Annotated in this window: 15 protein-coding genes; 8 read left to right on the top strand and 7 right to left on the bottom strand. The window is 60.7% G+C overall.

Annotation, left to right across the window (positions count from 1 at the left end; all coding sequences use genetic code 11):
* From BFP99_RS05665 to BFP99_RS05650, 5 genes are all read left to right on the top strand, one after another.
* The gene (locus tag BFP99_RS05665) at nucleotides 1–729 is read left to right on the top strand and encodes an adenosylcobinamide-GDP ribazoletransferase (RefSeq protein WP_065924928.1); all 729 of its coding nucleotides are present in this window, start codon (nucleotides 1–3) and stop codon (nucleotides 727–729) included.
* A 42-nt stretch (nucleotides 730–771) separates the two neighbouring features.
* Entirely contained in the window at nucleotides 772–1,176 is a 405-nt protein-coding gene (locus BFP99_RS05660; RefSeq protein WP_065946841.1) for a MarR family winged helix-turn-helix transcriptional regulator, read from the top strand.
* 63 nt (nucleotides 1,177–1,239) lie between these two features.
* Nucleotides 1,240–2,439: an MFS transporter gene (locus BFP99_RS05655; RefSeq protein ID WP_162494272.1), complete on the top strand. Its 1,200-nt coding sequence runs from the start codon at nucleotides 1,240–1,242 to the stop codon at nucleotides 2,437–2,439.
* Complete coding sequence (locus BFP99_RS33535) at nucleotides 2,436–2,558, top strand: hypothetical protein (protein ID WP_256097712.1); 123 nt, start codon at nucleotides 2,436–2,438, stop codon at nucleotides 2,556–2,558. Before BFP99_RS05655 ends, BFP99_RS33535 begins: the two co-directional genes overlap by 4 nt.
* A 35-nt stretch (nucleotides 2,559–2,593) precedes the next feature.
* Nucleotides 2,594–3,145: a glutathione peroxidase gene (locus BFP99_RS05650; protein ID WP_027603814.1), complete on the top strand. Its 552-nt coding sequence runs from the start codon at nucleotides 2,594–2,596 to the stop codon at nucleotides 3,143–3,145.
* 65 nt (nucleotides 3,146–3,210) lie between these two features.
* Here BFP99_RS05650 and BFP99_RS05645 read toward each other — a convergent pair whose 3' ends face one another.
* The 4 genes from BFP99_RS05645 to BFP99_RS05630 all read right to left on the bottom strand — a co-directional run bounded on the left by BFP99_RS05645 (nucleotide 3,211) and on the right by BFP99_RS05630 (nucleotide 6,374).
* The gene (locus BFP99_RS05645) at nucleotides 3,211–4,494 is read right to left on the bottom strand and encodes an OmpP1/FadL family transporter (RefSeq protein WP_065924931.1); all 1,284 of its coding nucleotides are present in this window, start codon (nucleotides 4,492–4,494) and stop codon (nucleotides 3,211–3,213) included.
* A 146-nt stretch (nucleotides 4,495–4,640) separates the two neighbouring features.
* Nucleotides 4,641–5,123 carry a hypothetical protein gene (locus BFP99_RS05640; RefSeq protein ID WP_065946840.1) on the bottom strand — a complete coding sequence of 161 codons (483 nt, stop codon included), beginning with the start codon at nucleotides 5,121–5,123 and terminating at the stop codon, nucleotides 4,641–4,643.
* A gap of 279 nt (nucleotides 5,124–5,402) precedes the next feature.
* Nucleotides 5,403–5,624 (bottom strand): hypothetical protein, encoded by a 222-nt coding sequence (locus tag BFP99_RS05635; protein ID WP_010563939.1) that lies wholly within the window; start codon nucleotides 5,622–5,624, stop codon nucleotides 5,403–5,405.
* 444 nt (nucleotides 5,625–6,068) lie between these two features.
* Nucleotides 6,069–6,374: a hypothetical protein gene (locus BFP99_RS05630; protein ID WP_065924933.1), complete on the bottom strand. Its 306-nt coding sequence runs from the start codon at nucleotides 6,372–6,374 to the stop codon at nucleotides 6,069–6,071.
* Between the two features lie 457 nt (nucleotides 6,375–6,831).
* Here BFP99_RS05630 and BFP99_RS05625 point away from each other — a divergent pair, with 457 nt between their 5' ends.
* Nucleotides 6,832–7,155, top strand: coding sequence for a hypothetical protein (locus BFP99_RS05625; protein WP_065946839.1), 324 nt, complete (start codon nucleotides 6,832–6,834; stop codon nucleotides 7,153–7,155).
* A 175-nt stretch (nucleotides 7,156–7,330) separates the two neighbouring features.
* The gene (gene rmuC, locus BFP99_RS05620; protein WP_174562748.1) at nucleotides 7,331–8,695 is read left to right on the top strand and encodes a DNA recombination protein RmuC; all 1,365 of its coding nucleotides are present in this window, start codon (nucleotides 7,331–7,333) and stop codon (nucleotides 8,693–8,695) included.
* Between the two features lie 62 nt (nucleotides 8,696–8,757).
* On the opposite strand, the gene BFP99_RS05615 is transcribed toward rmuC, so the two are convergent.
* The 3 genes from BFP99_RS05615 to BFP99_RS05605 form a co-directional block, all read right to left on the bottom strand.
* On the bottom strand, nucleotides 8,758–12,228 hold the full coding sequence (locus BFP99_RS05615) for a hybrid sensor histidine kinase/response regulator (RefSeq protein ID WP_065946838.1): 3,471 nt from the start codon (nucleotides 12,226–12,228) through the stop codon (nucleotides 8,758–8,760).
* 119 nt (nucleotides 12,229–12,347) lie between these two features.
* Nucleotides 12,348–12,731: a YbaN family protein gene (locus tag BFP99_RS05610; RefSeq protein ID WP_065946837.1), complete on the bottom strand. Its 384-nt coding sequence runs from the start codon at nucleotides 12,729–12,731 to the stop codon at nucleotides 12,348–12,350.
* Between the two features lie 20 nt (nucleotides 12,732–12,751).
* Entirely contained in the window at nucleotides 12,752–13,339 is a 588-nt protein-coding gene (locus BFP99_RS05605; RefSeq protein ID WP_027603822.1) for a UPF0149 family protein, read from the bottom strand.
* Between the two features lie 279 nt (nucleotides 13,340–13,618).
* On the opposite strand from BFP99_RS05605, the gene recQ reads away from it, so the two are divergent.
* The gene (gene recQ / locus BFP99_RS05600) at nucleotides 13,619–15,745 is read left to right on the top strand and encodes a DNA helicase RecQ (protein WP_065946836.1); all 2,127 of its coding nucleotides are present in this window, start codon (nucleotides 13,619–13,621) and stop codon (nucleotides 15,743–15,745) included.
* Nucleotides 15,746–15,802: the final 57 nt, after the last annotated feature.

Raw genomic sequence — 15,802 nt, 5'->3', positions numbered from 1 at the left:
ATGCTGCCGTTCTGGATCGCCGTGCAGTTCCTGAGCAGTTTGCCGATTCGCCTGCCGGGTATGCCGCAACCGCAGGAACTGGGGCGCTCGTTGCTGTTTTATCCTGTAGTCGGGTTGCTGTTCGGCGTGCTGCTGTGGGGGCTCAATACGCTGTTGATCGGATCACCGCTGTTGTTGCACGCCGCGCTGCTGCTGACGGCCTGGGTGTTGCTCAGTGGCGGCTTGCACCTCGACGGCCTGGCGGACAGCGCCGATGCCTGGCTGGGTGGCTTCGGCGACCGCGAGCGCACCCTCAGCATCATGAAAGACCCGCGCAGCGGACCGATTGCGGTGGTCACCCTGGGCCTGGTGTTGCTGCTCAAGTTCACCGCGCTGGTGGCTTTGATCGAACAGCGCAACGGTGTGGCGTTGATTCTCGCGCCGTTGATCGGCCGTGCGTCGATGCTGGGGTTGTTTCTCACCACCCGTTATGTGCGAGCGGGTGGGTTGGGCCAGGCGTTGTCGGATCATCTACCGCGCGTCGTCGGGCAACAGGTGCTGATCCTCAGTGGCCTGGCCTGCATCCTGATCGGTGGTTTCAGCGGTGGGGTTGCCGTGCTGCTCGCGGCCGTGTGTTTTATCGGCCTGCGCCAACTGATGGTCAATCGCCTCGGCGGCACCACCGGCGATACCGCTGGCGCGCTGCTGGAGCTGCTGGAAGTGGCTGTTCTGGTCGGTTTGGCGTTGTAACACTTTCTTGCATTTCCTTAATCGCGGGTATATACACGTTCCATGCTTGCCTCCCAATGTTTATGCACCAACCTGCGACGTGCCGCCCGTGGCGTCAGCAGGCACTACGACGGCGCCCTCGACGGCTTCGGGATCAACGTCGCCCAGTATTCCTTGCTGTGCAACCTGCAGCGCCTCGATCAACCGAGCATTTCCAGCCTGGCCGACGCCATGGGCCTGGATCGCAGCACCTTGGGGCGCAACCTGCGGGTGTTGGAAGGTGAGGGCCTGGTGCGGATGGTAGAGGGCGATGACCTGCGCAACCGCCTGGTGCTGTTGACCGCCGCCGGTGAAGAGCGCCTGGCGGCAGCGTTACCCGCCTGGGAGGCGGCGCAACAGAAATTGGTCGATCAACTCGGCGCGGAAAAACGCGAAACCCTGTTGGCCTTGCTGGATGAACTCGCCTGAACGCGGGTTTGTTCGAATACAAGCGGGTATATACCCGCGAACGGAGAATAAGAAATGACGTCGATGTGGCGCACCAGTGGTTGGATCCTTGTAGGGAGTGCGCTGATCCTGGCGTTGTCCTTGGGCGTGCGGCACGGGTTCGGCCTGTTCCTGGCGCCGATGAGCAGCGAATTCGGCTGGGGCCGTGAGACCTTTGCCTTTGCCATCGCCTTGCAGAACCTGATCTGGGGCCTGGCGCAGCCCTTTACCGGTGCCCTGGCCGACCGGTTCGGCGCCACCAGGGCGGTGTTTGTCGGCGGGGTGTTGTACGCCGCAGGCCTGGTGTTGATGGGCCTGTCGGATTCGGCGTGGTCGTTGTCCTTGAGTGCCGGCCTGCTGATCGGTATCGGTCTGTCGGGTACATCGTTCTCGGTGATTCTGGGCGTGGTCGGCCGCGCCGTGGCGCCGGAAAAGCGCAGCATGGCCATGGGCATTGCCAGTGCCGCCGGTTCGTTTGGCCAGTTCGCCATGGTGCCGGGCACCTTGGGCTTGATCAGTTGGCTGGGCTGGTCGGCCGCGTTGCTGGCGCTGGGCCTGATGGTGGCGCTGATCCTGCCGCTGGTGAGCATGCTCAAGGATCGCCCGCTGCCGGTCATGGCCGGCCAGCAGACCCTGGGTGAAGCCTTGAAGGAAGCCTGCTCCCACTCCGGGTTCTGGCTGCTGGCCTTCGGCTTTTTCGTCTGCGGTTTCCAGGTGGTGTTTATTGGTGTGCACCTGCCGGCCTACCTGGTGGACCAGCACTTGCCGGCCACGGTCGGCACCACGGTGTTGGCGTTGATTGGGTTGTTCAATATCTTCGGCACCTATACCGCCGGCTGGCTTGGCGGGCGCATGTCCAAGCCGCGCCTGTTGACCGGGTTGTACCTGCTGCGCGCGGTGGTGATCATCCTGTTCCTGTGGGCACCGGTGACCGAAGTCACGGCCTACCTGTTCGGCATGGCCATGGGCTTTTTGTGGCTGTCCACGGTACCGCTGACCAACGGCACGGTCGCCACGTTGTTCGGAGTGCGAAACCTGTCCATGCTCGGTGGGATCGTGTTCCTTTTCCACCAGCTCGGCTCGTTCCTTGGTGGTTGGTTGGGCGGGGTGGTCTATGATCGAACCGGTAACTACGATTTGATCTGGCAAGTGGCGATCCTGTTGAGCGTGCTCGCCGCAGCCCTGAATTGGCCGGTACGTGAGCGGCCGGTGGCGCGATTGCAGGCGCAGATGGAGACGGCATGAGTTCGACCTGGTATTGGTTTGGCGGGGCAATCGCGGCCGCACTGTTGCTGGCCCTGGCCTGGTGGGGCTGGCAGCGCGGTGGCCTGGCGTTGATGCAACTGGGTATGTCGATCTGTTAAGTTCGGTGCCTGAACTCTTTAAAGGACGTTTCGACATGCAGATGCGCTGGCTGGCTGTACCTGTGCTGATGGCTGCTTTTGGCGGCGTGGCGTTGGCTGCCGATTGCCCGCCGTTGCTGGAGGGTCAATTGCCCAAGTTGCGCGCCAAGGAATCCATCGACCTGTGCCAACGTTTTGCCGGCAAGCCCCTGGTGATCGTCAACACGGCGAGCTTTTGCGGGTTCGCGCCGCAATTCAAAGGCCTCGAAGCGCTGTATCAGCGCTACAAGGATGAAGGGTTGGAGGTGATCGGCGTGCCATCCGATGACTTCAAGCAGGAAGCCAAGACCGGCGAAGAAACCGCCAAGGTCTGCTACGTGAACTACGGCGTGACCTTCACCATGACCGAGCCGCAGAAGGTCAAGGGGCCGGACGCGGTGCACCTGTTCAAGGTATTGGCGCAGCAGAGCAATGCGCCGAAGTGGAATTTCTACAAGTACGTGGTGGACCGCCAGGGCAAGGTGATTGCCGATTTCTCCAGCCTCACCAAGCCGGACAGCCCCGACCTGATCAAGGCGGTGGAGCAGGCGATAGCGTCCAAACCCTGATTATCGGGCACTGAAAAGCCCCGCCTCCCTTGCAGGAGAGCGGGGCTTTTTTACACCCGTGCGGATCAGAAGGTGTAGGTCATGCCCAGGCCGAAACCGTTGGCACTGTTTTCGTACTTGGCGCGGTAACTGGCTGTCGACGGGGCGTTAGCCGTCTGGTTGATCTTGACGTCTTCTTCTTTCAGGTACGAATACGCCAGGTCGACGGTCATGTTATCCATGACTTTGTAGCCCAGGCCCACGCTGAAGATCGTACGGTCGCCCGTCGGGATGCGCGGCGAACGATCGGTGTTGTTGGCCGGGGATTGGTCGAAGGTCAGGCCGGTACGCAGCACGACTTGCTTGGTCAACTGATACGAGGTACCCACGGCGTAGGCCCAGGTGTCGTGCCAATTTTGTTCTTCAGTGATAGAGCCCAGTTGGCTTGGCGCCAGTAAGCCGCCTGCAGCTGTTACGCCTTCGTTGTTGACGGTGATCTCTTTCAGGCGACTCCAACGCGTCCAGGTTGCACCGCCGTAGAGTTTCCAGGCGTCGGTCAGGTCTTGGGTGACCGACAGGTCGTAGGACTCTGGGGTGTCGATTTTCAACGAAGCGTCGTAACGGTTGTTACGCAGGAACGGTTGAGTGGCCGCTGGGCCGCTGACCGTGGTGTGGCCTTCCAGCTTGTACTTGACCTTCGAGTGGTAGGTCAGGCCCACGCGAGTGGTGTCGGTGGCCTGGACCAATACGCCGACGTTGAAACCCAGGGCGGTATCGTCACCCTTGATTTTGACGTTGGTGTCGGAGGCAAGCGGGCTGAGGGTCTTGTCCGACTCAAGCACACCGGAAATCCGGTTGATGGTCGGGCCAAAGCCGATGGATACACGATCATTGAACGCATAGCTGACAGTTGGCTGGAAGGTCATGACCTTCACTTCGCTCTTGCTGCCGAAGCCGCGACCCTGGAAGCCGTTTTCATAGTCGGTCACCAGGCCGAACGGTGCGTATACACCGAAGCCGATAGCCCACTGATCGTTGAGTTTGTTGGTGTAGAAACCGAATGGCACCGCGGTGAACGGAACCATGTCGCCTTTGTTGGAACCGCGAGAGTTGCCACCGGTATTGCTGATATCGGTCGACGCATCAATGGCAGCGACACCACCGGTGATTTGTTGGCCATTCAGACGGGACATACCGGCCGGGTTACCGTAGACAGTGCTTGCATCATCGGCAGAAGAAGAGCGACCTGCGAAACCCGTACCCATCCCGCTGACGCTCTGTTCGTTCAGTGCGAAACCGCTTGCGAACAGTTGGGAGGATGCCATGGCAACGGCGAGGCTAAGTGTGGTCTTGAGCATTACTTTTTTCATTATTAGAACTCCGTGGTGATCACCGCAGCGGAAAGTATCAATAAAATTAACATCGCGCTATAGGCTGTAATGCAGGAGATAGAGCGGTTTTGTAGGACAATCCGACCAAAATTCGGCTTTTTTGCCGAATCTTGCAAATTGCCCGGTCAGCAGGCCACGTGATTCAAGGGCGAAACACAGGTTTGCCAGGCCTGGGTGAAATCCCGCAGCCTTCCTTGAGGATGAAATATTTCTTTCCAGATACGCGCCATGGCTAAAACATCACCGGGTGGTGGCAGGGCGGGGCTGTGTTGTTCGACCAGGAGCCAGGCGATGGCCGTGGCATAACGCAGGTTTACGGTGAGCTCCAGTTGGGGCGCACTGAGAAAGGCGTGTTGGCTGGCGAGCCCGCGTACCAGGCTGGCACGCTCGGGGTCGAGCGCCAGGTAGTTATCCCACAAGGCGCGATGGCGAGGTTCGGTGATGCTGTACAGGCCATGGCCGCGTCGATCATGCAGGGCAGAACCCAATTCCGACTGGCTGGCGGCGATACCCAGCAGCAGTGACTCAGCCGTTGGGCTCTGCTGGCCGAGGTACGTCAGGGTCGGCCGGATCACATAGCGACACAATTCACTGGCTGCGATACCCATACATGCCTCAATCCGTGAAAAGGGTCGACGAGCCCTGAGAAAGGGGGCTTGGCAGCAGTGGATCGGCTCTCAGGCTCGTCGGAAGCGGATCATGCCGCTTGAGTTGAAGTGTAGTGTCATATTCATGAGGTAAAGGACTGTTTTTAAAACATCTTCTTCAACCAGTTATAACGTTTATATCGATTTGAACTTAGTGCAAATACTCCAGGCAAGAATGACGGGCAATAAAAAACCCTGTGTTTTAAACAGGGTTTTTTGTGTTTCAGCGACTCGGGTCGATCAGGCAACCAGTGCCTGACGGGTACGCTCGATCACGGCCTGCAGCGGTTCAGCGCTGGAGTATTGATCGGGGTACAGGCGTTCGCTGTGACGGGCGATGCCGTGTTCGTTGACCAGGGTGAAGCTGAAGCAGCCTTTGCGAGCGGCCATGATCAGGCAGTTCATTGGGGCAAAAGCGTTGGTGAGGGTGCGAATGGCATCCTGAGTGTGGATAGCGGACATATTATTGGTGTTCCTACAAATGACACGGATAAGAACCGTGCAACGTTAAAACGTTCCAGTAACGTTGATCACCATTGATCGAACGAAGAACCCGACTGGAACAAAGCAGCCAGTTTGAAGCGCTGATTAAGTTAGGCGCGCTTGGGCTGGCAGGTAGGTACTTAGGAGGGCAGGCAACACAACAAGGGCAAAGGTTCTGGGCCCGGGGTGAAGATCCTGATCAATTTGCAGGTTGGTTCGGTCAGAGTATTAAAACTTCGCGGCACCCTTTGCTTGTTCAAAGGCAGTGTCGTCGCAAGTGATACCTGGAAACCATCGAGGTGGTCGATCCCGTGTTGTTCAGGGGAGTTGTTCGACCAGAATTGACTTTCAGCTTGGTACTAACGCTGCGGATAGTAACGGATTGAAACAGGCAATGGAAGCGTGCTAGTCAAAAAACTTCAATCAGCCGCCCAGCAGGCCGCGATACACCAGCACCGTGACGGCGGCGGCCAGGGAACAACCCAACCCATAAGCGGCCAGGGTCAGGCGCAAGGATTGGCCGGTCTCGACCATCTTCATCACATCGCCCATGTCATCGATACGCCCTTCACCCAGCTCGATGCACAGGCTCACGGCGGTGAACGCGGCCGATAGCAGGATGGCGATGGCAAACAACGCCCCATCCGGGGATGGCAGTACGACATTTATCCCTAATGAAATGGCACAGATGGCCAGTAACAACACGGCGAATAACAGCATTCCTTTCATCGGCCCACTCAGCGTTGTGTTGTCCGTCGGGCAGTGTGGCGAGCTGGCAAAGATTTGAAAAGTCCCTGTTTTGCCTCGGCGGTAACATTTTTGAAGGCTATCGCTTCAAAAAAAGCCGGGGATATAACCATCGGATCGGTACTTGTGCACATTAGTTGCGGCGTGTGTAACCTGGCTGTCAATCGCTGGACAGGGCCGCCATTTGCCTGCAATGGAAATTTAAGTCAATGAAAAATCTGGCTTTTTTTTATTGGTGAAAAAATCGTCAGTTTGACTGTGGGCCCCGTTCCATGGGCCTTTGCGCGAGTTAAAGGCTGGTTGTCCACTGAGTTATCCACAGCTTCTGTGGATTGTCCCAAGCGCTTGCTCTAGAACGGGCGTGCCGGGTTTTTTCAGCTTTACCTGTGCGAAAAAAAGAGTAGAGTGGCGCGCCTTCCGTTCTGTCCCACAGTGCTTTATGAAGTTTCGCTTAGTATCACCTTCTGTTACCGATACCTCCCAGACTGTTACCGCACCCAAGCGTTTTTCCTTGAAAGTCGCCCTGTGGTTGCTCGACAGCCCACGCCTGGGCCATAGCACCAACATCAAACACTTCGCCGGGCGCTTGCTCAAGCAGCCGGCCCGTGAGGGCGTAGTGGCTGCGCAAAGCCGTCTGGGCCAATTGATGTGCCCCGAGTGCGGCAACGCCCGCGACCGCCGCATCGGCCACGATCTGCTGCGCCTGGCCGCCCGTGCCGGTGACCGCCGTGCCCAACGGGAACTGGGTCAGGTCGAAGACTGAGCTGTCCTCACGCTCTACGCTTGGTTAACCTTGCTCCTTTTCGGTGATGGCAGAAATGGCTATGGTTTTTGACTGGACCAGTGTTGCCCTGGGCCTGGCTGGCGCCGCAGTGCCTTTATTGGCGGTGTGCTGGCAGATTCAGCGGCGGTTGACCGCGCGGACCACTGGCTGGGAACTGCTCGAAGAGCGCCTGGCCACTGCGCAACTGGCCCAGGAGGGCCTCGCCGCTCAACTGGATGCCAGTCGCGATGAAATCAGCGATCTGAGCCAGGCCAACGCCGCCAAGCAAGCTGACCTGGCTGCAGTGCGCCGCGAGGTCGAGCTGTTGCAGATCGATCGCGACAACGCCCGCGACGCCGCCCACGCCTGGAACCTTGACCGCAGCGCCAAGGAAACCGAATTACGCCGCCTCGACGCACTGTCGGCCGCCTTGCGCGCCGAACTGCGCGAGCAGCAGGAAAGCCATCAGCAGCGCCTCGCCGACCTGCAAGGCTCGCGGGACGAGTTGCGTGCGCAGTTCGCTGAGCTGGCCGGCAAGATCTTCGATGAGCGCGAGCAGCGCTTTGCCGAGACCAGCCAGGAGCGCCTGGGCCAGTTGCTCGACCCCTTGAAGGAACGCATCCAGTCCTTCGAAAAACGCGTGGAAGAGAGCTATCAGAACGAGGCTCGCGAGCGCTTTTCCCTGGCCAAGGAGCTTGAACGCCTGCAGCAGCTGAACCTGCGTCTGTCAGACGAAGCCACCAACCTGACCCGCGCCCTCAAGGGCCAGAAAACCCAGGGCAATTGGGGTGAGTTGATCCTCGAGCGCGTGCTGGAACACGCCGGCCTGGAGAAGGGCCGCGAGTACCAGACCCAGGTCAGCCTCAAGGGGCCGGACGGCGAGCGCTTCCAACCGGATGTGCTGATCATGCTGCCCGGTGACAAGCAGGTGGTGGTGGACTCCAAGGTCAGCCTGACCGCGTACCAGCAGTATGTCGCAGCGGATGATGAGGTGATCGGCCAGGCAGCCTTGAAGCAGCACGTACTGTCGCTGCGCAATCACGTCAAAGGCTTGGCCGGTAAGGATTACAAACGCCTGGAAGGCCTGCACAGCCTGGATTTCGTGTTGTTGTTCGTACCGATCGAAGCCGCTTTTTCCGCGGCCTTGCAGGCCGAACCGAATCTGTTCCAAGAAGCTTTCGACCGGCATATCGTGATCGTCAGCCCAACGACGCTGCTCGCCACCCTGCGGGTGATCGACAGTCTCTGGAAGCAAGAGCGTCAAAGCCAGAACGCCCGCGAAATCGCCGAACGCGCCGGGTGGCTGTACGACAAGTTCGTGCTGTTTATCCAGGATCTGGATGAGGTGGGCAATCGTCTGCAGCAGTTGGATAAGGCTTACAGCGCGGCGCGGAACAAGCTGACAGATGGGCGCGGAAACCTGGTCAGTCGCACCGAGCAATTAAGGTTGCTCGGTGCGCGTGCCAGCAAAAGCCTGCCGGCGGATTTGCTGGAGCGGGCGATGACCGACGCCGACGGCGTCGCGCACCTGCCCGAATAAACACAATCCGAAAGGTGGAAGGGGTGTAGCCCCCTCCCACATGTTGACTGAGTACATCCGGTTTATAGCGGTAAGTGTCGACTCAGCAACGCCCGCAGCGCGGCGGGCTTCACCGGTTTGGCGAGGTAATCCAGCCCCGCCGCATGCACCTCTGCCACCATCTCCGGGCGGCCGTCGGCACTGATGACCACGCCGGGAATCGGCTCCGCCATTTGCGCCCGCAGCCAGCCCATGAGCTCGGTGCCAGTCTCACCGTGGTCGAGGTGGTAATCCACCAGTGCCAGTTGCGGGCGTACGCCTTGCTCCAGCAGCGCCGCACATTGCGCCTGGTCGGTGGCGGTCCACACTTCACAGCCCCAGCGTGTCAGCAGGCTGCGCATACCGATCAGGATGCTCTCTTCGTTATCCACGCAGAGCACTTGCGCGCCGCTTAACGGCAGGCCGTTCTCCTGGGTAGGCTTGGCCTGCGGGCTGGCCTGGTTGCGTGCCAGCGGCACACGCACGCTGAACACGCTGCCCTTGCCGGGCCATGAGCGCACGCTCAGGCGATGGTCCAGCACCCGGCACAGGCCGTCGGCAATCGCCAGGCCCAGGCCCAGGCCTTTCTCGGCGCGGGTCTGGTGGCTGTCCAGGCGTTTGAACTCTTCGAAGATCACCTTCTGTTTATCCAACGGGATGCCAGGGCCTCGGTCCCAGACTTCCAGGCACAGCTCGCCCTTGCGCCGACGTACGCCCAGCAGCACCGGGCCGTCGGCATACCGGAAAGCGTTAGTCAGAAAATTCTGCAAGATCCGTCGCAGCAACTTGATGTCACTGTCGACGCGCAAGCGGCTGCCGCGCAGGCGAAAACGCAGGCCTTGTTCCTGGGCCAGGGCCTTGAATTCCGCGCCGAGGGTGTCGAACAGTTCGTTGAGCACAAAGGGCTGGCGCTGCGGGTTGATCTTGCCGTTTTCCAGGCGCGAGATATCCAGCAGGTCGCTGATCAGGTCTTCGGCCGAACGCAGCGAGCTGTCCAGGTGCTGTACCAGTTGCCGGGCTTCGCTGGACAGGCCGTCGTTCTGGTGGGAAAGGGCAGCGGAGAACAGGCGGGCGGCGTTCAGCGGTTGCATCAGGTCATGGCTGACGGCCGCGAGGAAGCGCGTCTTTGACTGGCTGGCGGACTCGGCAACGCCCTTGGCATCGGTGAGCGCCACATTGAGCTGCGACAGTTCGTGGGTGCGCTCGGTCACCCGTTGCTCGAGGCCTTCGTTGGCCTCGGTGAGTGCCTGCTCGGCCTCGCGGAACGCGGTAATGTCGGTGAAGCTCATGACGAAGCCGCCGCCGGGCATCGGGTTGCCGATCAGCTCGATCACCCGCCCATTCGGGAACAGCCGCTCTGAGGTATGCGCGCGGCCCTGGCGCATCCAATGCAGGCGGCGCGCCACGTGGACCTCGGCTTCCCCCGGCCCGCACAGGCCGCGCTCGGCGTTGTAGCGGATGATGTCGGCAATCGGTCGGCCTACGCTGATCAGCCCGTCCGGGTAATTGAACAACTCCAGGTAACGCCGGTTCCAGGCCACCAGCTTGAGGGACTGGTCCACCACACTGATGCCCTGGGTGATGTTCTCGATAGCGCCCTGCAGCAATGCGCGATTGAATTGCAGCACTTCCGAGGCTTCGTCGGCGATACGTACGACGTCCTCGAGCTGCATTTCCCGCCCCTCGATCGCCGCTTTCACCACGGCCCGAGTCGAGGATGCGCCGAGCACACCGGCCAGCAATCGCTCGGTGTGGGCGATCCAGTCGTTGTCGGCATTCTGGTTGGGGTTAAAGCCTTTGCCCTGGCGATAGGCGAAGCGGATAAAACTCTGCTGGGCCCGTTCTTCGCCGACAAACCGCGCGGCCAGGCTGAGCAGGTCGCTGATCTGTACCGACAGCATCGAGCGGGCATTGGCGCGCTGGCTGATTTCCTGGCCGATAAAGCGCCCGGCTTGCCAGTGTTCCGAGACACGTGTGCGCGACAGCATAGACACCCACACGAACAGCGTGAAGTTACCGGCCAGGGAGAACACGGTGCCCAGGGTCAGTGAGGTAACGGACAAACCGAGCGGGTGCGAATGCATCCACGTCAGCCCCGGGAAAATGGCGAGGGACCAACCCAGGCTTTTCGCGGTAACCGGCAGGACCAAGGTGTAGAACCACAGGAACGTACCCGCCGCCAGCCCCGCAAATACACCGCGTCGGTTGGCTTGCTTCCAATACAGTGCGCCAAGCATGGCCGGGGCCAGTTGAGTCACCGCGGCAAACGCGATCTGGCCGATGGTCGCCAGGCTCGCGGTGGAGCCCAGCAGGCGGTAGCTGACATACGCCAGCAGCAGGATGATCACGATGCTGACCCGGCGCACCGACAGCATCCAGTGGCGGAACACTTCGAACGGCCGCTCGGCGCTGGAACGGCGCAGCAGCCAGGGCAGCAGCATGTCGTTGGAGACCATGGTCGACAAGGCGATGCTCGCCACGATCACCATGCCGGTGGCCGCCGACGCACCGCCGATAAACGCCAGCACGGCGAGGGCCGGGTGGGCTTCGGCCATGGGCAGGCTGATCACGTAGGAGTCCGGCAGCACCGAGCCGGGCAGCATCATCTTGCCGCCCAAGGCGATCGGCACGACAAACAGCGCGGCGAGGATCAGGTAGGCCGGGAACACCCACTTGGCCAGGCGCAGATCCTGGGGGTCGATGTTCTCCACGACCGTCACATGGAACTGCCGAGGCAAGCAGATGATCGCCATCATGGCGACGCCGGTCTGTACCACCATCGACGGCCAGTTGATGGTTTCCTTCCAGTATTCCTCCAGGCGTGGCGCGAGCATCGCCTGGCTGAACAGGTCGCCGAAACCGTCGTACAGGCCGTAGGTCACAAACGCCCCGACCGCGAGAAAGGCGAACAGCTTCACCAACGATTCAAACGCAATCGCCAGCACCATGCCGCGGTGGTGTTCGGTGGCGTCGAGGTTGCGGGTACCGAACACAATGGTGAACAGCGCCAGCACCAGGGACACGATCAGCGCCGTGTCCTGGGCTCGGGTGCCGGTGGTATCGGCACCTGCGCCAATCAGCAGGTTGACCCCCAGCACGATGCCTTTGAGTTGCAGGGCGATATAAGGCAGCACGCCCACCAGGCAGATCAGCGCGACCACCACCGCCAGGGACTGGGATTTGCCATAGCGTGCGGCGATGAAGTCGGCGATGGAGGTGATGTTTTCCTGCTTGCTGATCAGGATCATCTTCTGCAGGACCCAGGGTGCCAACACCAGCAACAGCACCGGTCCCAGGTAGATCGGTAAGAACGCCCACAGCTGTTCGGCGGCCTGGCCTACGGCGCCGAAGAAGGTCCAGCTGGTGCAATAAACTGCCAGCGACAGGCTGTACACCCAGGCACGCATACGCGGCGGCAATGGCGCACGGCGACGGTCACCGTAGAAGGCGATGGCAAACATAATGGCCATATAGGCCAGGGCAACGGCGGCGATCAGCCCGCTGGACAGCGTCATGGTAACTCCGAGCATGAGAACACCCAGGCATTCCAGGCCCGGTTGGACAGTCTCGCATGATGCCTGGGGTTAGTCAGTGTCGACCAAGGTCGTGTGGGATCTAATGTCGCAGGGGGCGCTCAGCGCGGTGGCAAGGTTTTCTGGCGCAGGATGTAGATTGTCACCAGCACGGCGCTGGTCAGCATGAAGCCACGTGCCCATGGCAACGGCACCAGGTAGCAGGAAAAACCGATACTCAGCCACATCAGGCCGATGGCGTAGAACTTGCCCTTGAGCGGGATGCCGTTGCCGTCCAGGTAGTCACGAATCCAGGGGCCCAGGCGCGGGTGTTCCACCAGCCACTGATAGAAACGCGGGGAGCTTCGAGCGAAGCAGGCGGCGGCGAGCAGGAGGAAGGGGGTGGTCGGCAATACCGGCAGGAAAATACCGATCACTCCCAACGCTACGCTCAGCCAGCCGATGGCCAGCAGCACGTAGCGCAGGAGCAGCGAGCGATTGCCCATGGGTGTCACGGGCAAGCGACTCAGTGGTGGCGTGGCTTGAGGATCGCCGGTTTTTCGTCAGGGGCGTTGCACAGCAGGTACAGGGCGGTCAGCGCTTCGGGGATCTGTACGATCATGTCGTCCATCAGGTTGGCGTCGGCGGCGATGTCGGAAAATTCAGCTTCTTCCTCAAACAGCCCCGAGCCGACCATGATCGGCAAAAGCATTTCGCTGACTTCTTCCTCGGCGGTTTCGAACCAGGCGGCTTCACGCAGGAACACACCTTCCATGAAGCCGATGCACCAGCCGCGCAGGTCGGAGTCGTCCGGCTCCTCGCCCAGGTCCAGCTCGCACGGCAACTCGAACTCTTCATCGGAGGCCAGTTGGCGAGAGATGTGGGCCTTGAGGGCCAGCAGGGTGGATTCGATTTCTTCGCGCTGGGCGGCGTCGGCGTAGTGCGGCTCTTCGGCGAACAGTGCGTCGATCCATTCACGGTCGGGAACGACCTCGGAGCAGATCGACAGGGCGGTCAGGTAGCCGTGGGCGGCCACGTAGTCCAGCGCCTCGTCATGCAGCTCATCGGCGTCGAGGAAGGCTTGCAGGCGGGTTAGTTGCTCAGCGAAGGACATTGAAGGACTACCTTGGGAATAAACGATGCTGAATTCTAGGCTTTCTTGCGCGCCCAAGCCAGTCGGCGTGCATATTTGCCAGGTTTTAGAGACGGGCTGCAATTCGTCAGCGGCGCCCTTTGCCGGATGACGCTCGGGTATACTGCCGCGTTTTGTGATGCCCCTGCAGGCCAAGCGCCAGGTCGAGAAAACTTCGCTTACGGATTATTTTCCGTGAGCCCGTATTTTTTCGACCAGCCTGTACAGAGGGATTTCGGCACTATTTTGTTGGAGTTATACATGCTCGATCAGGCTCAACGCGTCCTCAAGGACATCTTCGGCTACGACAGCTTTCGTGGCCGCCAGGGTGCGATCATTGAGCGCGTGGCCAAGGGCGGTGATGCCCTGGTCCTGATGCCTACCGGTGGTGGCAAGTCGTTGTGCTTCCAGGTGCCGGCGTTGTTGCGCAACGGGCTGGCAGTGGTGGTGTCGCCCCTGATCGCGTTGATGGACGACCAGGTTGCGACCCTGGAAGAACTTGGCGTCGCTGCCGCCGCCTTGAACTCCACCCTCAGTGCCGAGCAGCAACGCGACCTGGCCGCGCGGATCAAGCGCGGTGAAGTGAAGATGCTTTATCTGGCACCTGAGCGCCTGGTGCAGCCGCGCATGCTGGCGTTTTTGCAGAGCCTGGAAATTGCCCTGTTCGCCATCGACGAAGCCCACTGCGTATCGCAATGGGGGCATGATTTCCGCCGCGAATATTTGCAGCTCGGTCAACTGGCGGAGCTGTTCCCGGACGTCCCGCGCATCGCCCTGACCGCCACGGCCGACAAGCGCACCCGTGAAGAAATCGTCGAGCGCCTGCACCTGCAGAACGCCGAGCGGTTCCTGTCGAGTTTCGACCGGCCGAATATTTTCTACCGCATCGTACCCAAGGAGCAGCCGCGCAAGCAGTTGCTGGCATTCCTTTCCGAGCGACGCAGCGATGCGGGCATTGTCTATTGCCTGTCGCGCAAGAAGGTCGATGAAGTGGCCGCGTTCCTCTGCGAGCAGGGCTACCCGGCGCTGCCGTACCACGCCGGACTGCCCAACGAAACGCGCGCTGCCCACCAGAAGCGTTTTCTCAACGAGGAAGGCCTGATCATGGTGGCCACCATCGCGTTCGGCATGGGCATCGACAAATCCAACGTGCGCTTCGTGGCCCATATGGACCTGCCCAAGTCCCTCGAGGCCTATTACCAGGAGACCGGTCGTGCCGGCCGTGATGGCCTGCCGGCGGATGCCTGGATGGTCTACGGCCTGCAGGACGTGGTGATGCTCAAGCAGATGCTGCAGAACTCCGAAGGCGATGAGCGCCACAAGCGCCTGGAGCAGCACAAGCTCGACGCGATGCTCTCGTTGTGTGAAGAGACCCGCTGCCGCCGCCAGACCTTGCTGGCCTACTTCGACGAGGACATGCCGCAACCGTGCGGCCACTGCGATAACTGCATCGATGGGGTGCAGACCTGGGACGCCACCGAGCCCGCCCGCCAGGCGTTGTCGACGATCTATCGCACCGGCCAGCGTTATGGCGTCGGTCATCTGGTGGATGTATTGCTGGGCAAGGACAACGAAAAAGTACGCAGCTTCGGCCACGAGAAACTCTCGGTCTACGGCGTCGGCAAGGCCCGTGCCGAGGGCGAATGGCGTTCGTTGTTCCGACAGATGGTCGCGCGCGGTCTGGTGGACATCGATATCGAAGGGTATGGCGGCCTGCGCCTGAACGACAGCTGCCGGCCGTTGCTCAAGGGCGAGGTGAGCCTGGAACTGCGCCGCGACCTAAAGCCGCAAACCACCGCCAAGACCAGCACCAGCCAGGCCAGCCAGCTTGTACGGGGCGAGGAGCGCGAACAGTGGGAAGCCCTGCGTACCCTGCGACGCAAACTGGCCCAGGAACACAGCGTGCCGCCGTACGTTATTTTTCCCGACTCCACGTTGCTGGAGATGCTGCGCGAGCAGCCCACCACCATGGCCGAAATGGCACGGGTCAGCGGCGTCGGTGCGCGTAAGCTGGAGCGCTACGGCCAGGCATTCCTCGAAGTGCTTGGTGGCCAGGCCGAAGCGCCGAAGGAAATCGCCGATATTCGCCATGAACTGATCAGCCTGGCCCGCGCCGGCATGACCCCGATCCAGATCGCCGGCCAGTTGCAATGCACGGAGAAAAACGTCTACACCTTGCTGGCCGAAGCCATCGGCAAGCAGCAGTTGTCATTGGAGCAGGCCCTTGATTTGCCGGAAGATTTGCTCGGCGAAATCCAGGATGCATTCCTGGACGGAGAAGGCGAATTGCCACCGGTTGCGGAGATTGCACCGCTGTTTACCGGGCGTGTTCCTGAGGGGGTTTTGTACTGCGTGCGGGCCGCTTTGCAGTCTGAATTCGAAATTTAGTGTGCCAATTACGACAATGTAACGAATCAGTACATAGCAACTCTTGCCTAGTGACAT

It is taken from the genome of Pseudomonas sp. 1 R 17, from assembly GCF_900067035.1.
In the GTDB taxonomy this organism is placed as follows: Bacteria; Pseudomonadota; Gammaproteobacteria; order Pseudomonadales; family Pseudomonadaceae; genus Aquipseudomonas; species Aquipseudomonas marginalis.
Note: the sequence above shows the minus strand (reverse complement) of the source record. Positions and strands in the feature narration are given on the sequence as shown.